General features: G+C 60.7%; 3 protein-coding genes and 3 pseudogenes. 3 read left to right on the top strand and 3 right to left on the bottom strand.

Annotation, left to right across the window (positions count from 1 at the left end; genetic code table 11):
- Positions 1-107: 107 nt before the first annotated feature.
- The 3 genes and pseudogenes from I6F17_RS37290 to I6F17_RS37280 form a co-directional block, all read left to right on the top strand.
- A pseudogene (locus I6F17_RS37290) lies at positions 108-359 on the top strand (ATP-binding protein); the annotation flags it as partial.
- Between the two features lie 547 nt (positions 360-906).
- Positions 907-1,191 carry a DUF3892 domain-containing protein gene (locus I6F17_RS37285; RefSeq protein ID WP_109145499.1) on the top strand — a complete coding sequence of 95 codons (285 nt, stop codon included), beginning with the start codon at positions 907-909 and terminating at the stop codon, positions 1,189-1,191.
- Positions 1,192-1,775: 584 nt separating this feature from the next.
- On the top strand, positions 1,776-2,060 hold the full coding sequence (locus I6F17_RS37280; protein WP_109141614.1) for a DUF3892 domain-containing protein: 285 nt from the start codon (positions 1,776-1,778) through the stop codon (positions 2,058-2,060).
- Positions 2,061-2,170: 110 nt separating this feature from the next.
- Here the strand turns inward: I6F17_RS37280 and I6F17_RS37275 are convergent, their stop codons facing one another.
- From I6F17_RS37275 to I6F17_RS37265, 3 genes and pseudogenes are all read right to left on the bottom strand, one after another.
- Positions 2,171-2,578, bottom strand: coding sequence for a hypothetical protein (locus I6F17_RS37275; RefSeq protein ID WP_146207644.1), 408 nt, complete (start codon positions 2,576-2,578; stop codon positions 2,171-2,173).
- 561 nt (positions 2,579-3,139) lie between these two features.
- Positions 3,140-3,517 (bottom strand): annotated as a pseudogene (locus I6F17_RS37270) (transposase); the annotation flags it as partial.
- Positions 3,518-3,791: 274 nt separating this feature from the next.
- A pseudogene (locus I6F17_RS37265) lies at positions 3,792-5,007 on the bottom strand (IS1380 family transposase).
- Positions 5,008-5,300: the final 293 nt, after the last annotated feature.

The following is a 5,300-nucleotide window of genomic DNA, read 5'->3' as shown; positions in this document are numbered from 1 at the left end:
GGGACCGCGCCCCGACCGCTCCTTCAGCACCTCAAGCCTGTGCCCGAACAAAAAATGATGCGGGTCGGTGATCGTGACGTGAGACACGACACGTTCCAAAATAGGGGTACTCTGCCGTGTTCGGCGACGCCAAGATGACCACCGCGCTGCTCGACCGATTGACCCACCACTGTGACATCGTCGAGACCGGTAACGACAGTTGGCGATTCAAAAGCCGAGACGACGATCACATCACCCGCGCTCGGCTCGCCTCCGCTATCCCGGCCAGCTCCGACGAGCCGAGCGCTACCAGCAGAATGCGCCGATCAAAGGGGGGCCTTTTGGATGCCGATCGGAGGTCCCAGTCCAACGCCGATTGACAGGTTGACACCGTGCCCGCGATTAAAGAACGGACGACTAGCCCCGAGAAAGTCGGGCGCACTCACCCCTCCCCCTCTAGAAGCACGCGTATACGTGCAGCGAGATCTTCCCCGCCTCCTTCGGCCCGGGGGTGAGCTTCACGCTATCGAGTATGCCTAACACTGCCTGAGCCTTCTCTGCATCAGATGTCGCGACTTGGCGATCTGCCAGGCTCAAAGACTGATCGGCGGCCCGGGCCTGATTGGCTGCAAGCACCTCAAGCGCTTGCGACCGTAGGTCTGTGATGTGCGGCTCGAGTGTGTGCATCCTTCGGCCCAGGGGTTGGAAGTTAGCGGCCACGTGATTCGGCGCTCGACGAGAGAAGAAGCGCTGTCCCTACCACGCGCCGCTAACTCCACTGCCAGCCTCAGCGACGGAATAAGGCTGACGGTAGGATACTTCCATCAGCAAAAGCCCTGGCACAACTACCTGAATTGGTCGGCAGCATGGTCCGCCACTGAACGCTAAGCTGGTTGCTCTTTTTGCATGCGGAAGAAGAGGACCCCCGTGGCCAGGCTCGCACGCGTTCGTTGCATCAGTAAGACCGACAGGACGAATCCACACGAGAGAATCAGCAGCATCGGCGGGGTATATTCGAACGGAAGTCAGTGGAAGCAATCTGTCGTTCAGACGATCAGAGACATCGAAAGCGGCGCGTGGGAATTCTATGTGCAGGAAGACGGGCTCACGGCTGGTTTGATCGTGGCCAAACACGAAGGGCACAAGTACATCAAGACAACAGCGGACGGAATTCAGCCGAACAATCTCCTCTCGCTCCCTGAGTGTCCGTGATGGTTATCGACCCCAGATCGCGCTCACCGGCCTGCACGTCTAGAAGCCAGCCACTCTGCCAGGGCTACATCCGGATCGCTCGATGCGGTCTCCCCGGTAGGCAGACCGGAAGCTCGGTCAAGATACCAGTCAATCGCCTTGCGATCCCAACGCTGAGTGCCGGGATAGCCCCCGGCACCAAGCCCTTCTTAACCCATGTGTCGAACGCGTCCTCGGAGCAGCCGCAGTAGGCGGCTGCGTTGACCTTTGTGAGGCCCCGAGGCGCGATCTGATCGGCGCGTAGTATCCGCTCCGAACGTCTCAGCTCTGGGGGCGAAGGTTTGTCACGCTGATGATCATCGTCCATTTGGACCTATGGTAGAAGTTAGCGGCAACGTGACTCGGCGCCCCGAGCGTTGAAGTTAGAGCGCTGTCCCTACCACGCCCCGCCAACTTCAACATGGCCAGCCTCAAGCGACTGAAGCTGACGGCGGAAAGTATCGTCCGGAAAGCACGTGGCACAACTACCTGAATTGGTCGGCCCCACGTCGTCAGGCACGCTCTAATCTGGTCCGACAGCTTGCCGAAAACGGGAGACACCCAGCATGCCAAAACGCGTGCGCATTTGTTGCGTAAACAAGACTGACAGGCGAAACGCGCATGAGAGAATCAAATATGTCGGCGGGGTAAATTTAGACGGAACGCGATGGAGGCTATCCGTTAAGAAGACTATCCGAGACCTCGAAAGCGGCGAGTGGGAGTACTACGTCGAAGAATCAGGCGTCACTGCCGAGGTCATCGTCGCCACTGACGGTCGACACAAGTACATCAAGACAACAGTGGACGGAATTCAGCCGAACAACCTCCTCTCCCTCCCTGAGTGTCCGTGAGGAATTATGAGTGCCAGATCGCAGGCAGTGCGGGCGAGACTCGGCGCTGTTCGGTTGCGTTCGATCAGACGCTGTCCCTGCCACACCCGCACTGCCGATTAAGTTAGCGGCTACTCGGCGCTTGAAAGGTCCCTGCGTTCACTCTGAGGCACAGGCACTATGGCTGCGCGACCACCCTTCAAGGTGTCGAGAATTTCAGCGACGACTTTGGATTCTACCTCCAGTGCGCGCAGATACGATTCTCCTTGGAGCAATGCCTGCCCTCGTCCGTTGGTCCTCAGCGCGCCGAAATACGCTTCGCCGTCAGCTGCAGCGGGGTGTAGCGAGAGGGTATCCAACGCTTCCCGGTACGCACCCTCCTCAAGGCCCAATTGCGAGAGCGGGATGACATTGCCTCCACGCCACGCTTCGATAACAGCGATAGCGAGTTCCTCGCGGGCAAGGATGTTGGTTTCTTCAGCCTCGCAAACGCGGTTATGCAGGGCCCCGTCGTTGTTTACGACTAAGCGGAATTCCATTTTCGTCGTGCTCCTTTTGGACTCGACCGGGTGTCGGTCGACTGGACGAGAGCATTCCTTGAATTCCAGCAATCCTTCAATCTGGGAATACTGCGGATTGACGAAAAGGGAGCACTGATGATCATTACGCCTTAAATTGTAACGTGTGTAATCTGACAGATATTACAGTTGAACGACTTAACGCCGCTCTCTGTTTCAGTTGCCGCAAGCGCTGAAGGCCAAGCGCTCGCTCAAGCATCGGCTCGCCGCAGCACTTCATCACGGCCCGAATGGCGCGAGCCGGAATGTCCTGCCGTCGTGAAGCCGCTCAAGCTAGGAACGGCAACACGACTTCAGGCAGCTCATCCGTCAAGCGCAAGACGTTGATTGCATCGCCCCCACATTGCCTCAGCTTCGCGAGCGCGTGTGCGAGGAAATCGGGAGTATCGGGCTCGACGGCCGCAGTGCGCGGTGCGCGGTGCGAACTGTAGCTTTACGACGCCCATGTCACTCTACGCCCCTGCCAAGCCGAACGACCTTGACTTCGATACGTGCAACGCTGTCAGACTTGATGTCTGTTACCTCATGCGCCGCATCCGGAACCCACACCGCTGTCAGCTCGCCGCTCCGGTGCAGCTTGGCCAGCATCGCCGCATCGCGCCGGTCCGTCTTGACCCGATCCCCAGCCTTCATCGGGATCAGCGAGGGTGCCACCACGATGCAGTTGTGCCCCAGTCCCGTCAGTTGTCGATGCAGGCCATATCCGCAGGGTCCGGCCTCGTAGCAAAAATTTACCTGCCGGTCACCCATGCCAAGCTTCTTCGCCAGCTTGGCGATTTGATCAGCGCGATTAGGAATGATCCCCAAGTTACGAACTTCCCCGCCGCGCATTCCTTCGGCCACTGCAACCGAAATCGTCGTCTTGTGCACATCCAGCCCCACGAAAATGCTATCGTTCATCAGGCCCGCTCCCCATGCTTGAGGTTCGGCGCCGGACCATCCGGCGCAACCCTCGATAGGAGCTTGCCGCGGGGCGGGCCGCCCGTCACCTCAGAGGGCAAACATAGGGTCTAGCCCGTCTTATTCACGATGTGCCAGCGTGAAGAATGCCACATTTGCGTTCCCAGGGTGGGGTCGCGAGTGAGGGTTGCGGAGTTTTCCGCGGTTTGCGTCGAACGTGGGGAACGCGTTTGAGGAGCGATGGGGATGAACGGGGCATCAGCCGCCCCGTTGGTCACGGCGATTGAGGAAAGAATGCGTTGACAAGGCCGCGGAACAGGTCGGCCTCGGGACAGGCTGCGGCGAAGGCGATGCGGATCCGGCTTGTGGTCTCGACGATGCGGGCGGCGATCTTGAGAAGCCTGAGCCTGATCGTTGCGAACTCGGCGGTGGCGAGGTCGCGCGGTTTCGGGATCCTGTCGCGCACGACGAGCACGAGCCAATAAGCGGCGGTGTGGAGCACGAGGCGGACCTGATTGGCGAGCGCCGAGCGGCAGCTGGTCCGATCGGAAGCGAGCTGGCTCTTGTGCAGCTTGATCAGGTTCTCGGCCTGTCCACGTTGGCAATAGAGACTGTCGTAGATCCATTGAGCCGAGCCGATGCCCAGGCTGGTGACGACATAACGGATATCGAGCCCGTGCTCGCTCGCCTCGATGCGGGCGACGATGCGGCGCTCGTGGTGCCAGGAGCCGGCGGCGTGGCGGACCTCGGTGTAGTCCCGCATCACCGCCTTGCCTTCGATCGCCCGTTGGACGCGGGCCGCGTCGGCGATCTGCTCGACCTTCACGGCGAGCGGCTTGGTCCCGGCCACGGCGAAGACGTAATCGATGCCGTTTTGCTCGCAGAACTCCATGGCTTCGGGGCGGGCGTAATGGCTGTCGCCGCGGAAAGTGATGCGCGTCGTGGGCCAGCGCTTTCGAATGTGACGGACGAGGCGGCGCAGATGGCCACGAACTTCGAGGCCGCCCGGCACCTTACCCGGGCGCAGAACGACCGCAACCGGCCCGGCGCGCATGAGTAAGCTGTCCATCCACAGGTCGACAAGCGCATAGCTCAGTCGGATCGTCTCGCGCAGGTCAGGGGCATTCTCCAGCCGCGACAGGGTCGGCTGCGAGCAGAGGTCCAAACCGCTGTCCGGGTAGACGGCCGCAGGCCAGCTTGAAGGCCGGATCGCCGCGCAGCTGGTCGAGATCATTGCCGTCCTCGTAGCCGCACGCGATGGCGAAGATCCGGGCGCGGATCAGATCGACAAGGCGATGTGCGATGCGGGCCGGATCGCGCCGCTCGGGAAAAACGCGCGCCAGTTTCTCCGAGACCTTGGCATGACCGTCGGCCAGCGACAGCAGCATGGCGCCCGCATCCGACGTCAGTCGCCCGCCATCGAAAGCGGCTGTGATCTTCTTGCGTCCGACCGCTGGAAATATGAAGGGCAGAATCGTATCGTCGACCATGGCGGGTGTGGCGGCCTCGATGTCAGCGCAGAATTGGTGTCAGCAACCAAATCCTACGCCCCATCAGCGGCTTACGCCACACCCGCCAGCCACTTCAAAGCTCATCGTGAATAAGACGGGCTAGGGGCCTGGCTGCTTGCGATGATGGCACTTGTGCTGCTCTAAGGTAGGCATACGATGAAGACCGCCCGATTGCCGCGTGCGCGTGGGCCCGGCGAGCTCTATGATGGCGTTGCGTGAAGGTCAGGCGGCCTGCTGACCGGCGGGCTTGCCGGCTTGGCCCAGCTTCCATT

Source organism: Bradyrhizobium sp. NBAIM18, assembly GCF_020193825.1.
Classification (GTDB): Bacteria; Pseudomonadota; Alphaproteobacteria; order Rhizobiales; family Xanthobacteraceae; genus Bradyrhizobium; species Bradyrhizobium yuanmingense.
Note: the sequence above shows the minus strand (reverse complement) of the source record. Positions and strands in the feature narration are given on the sequence as shown.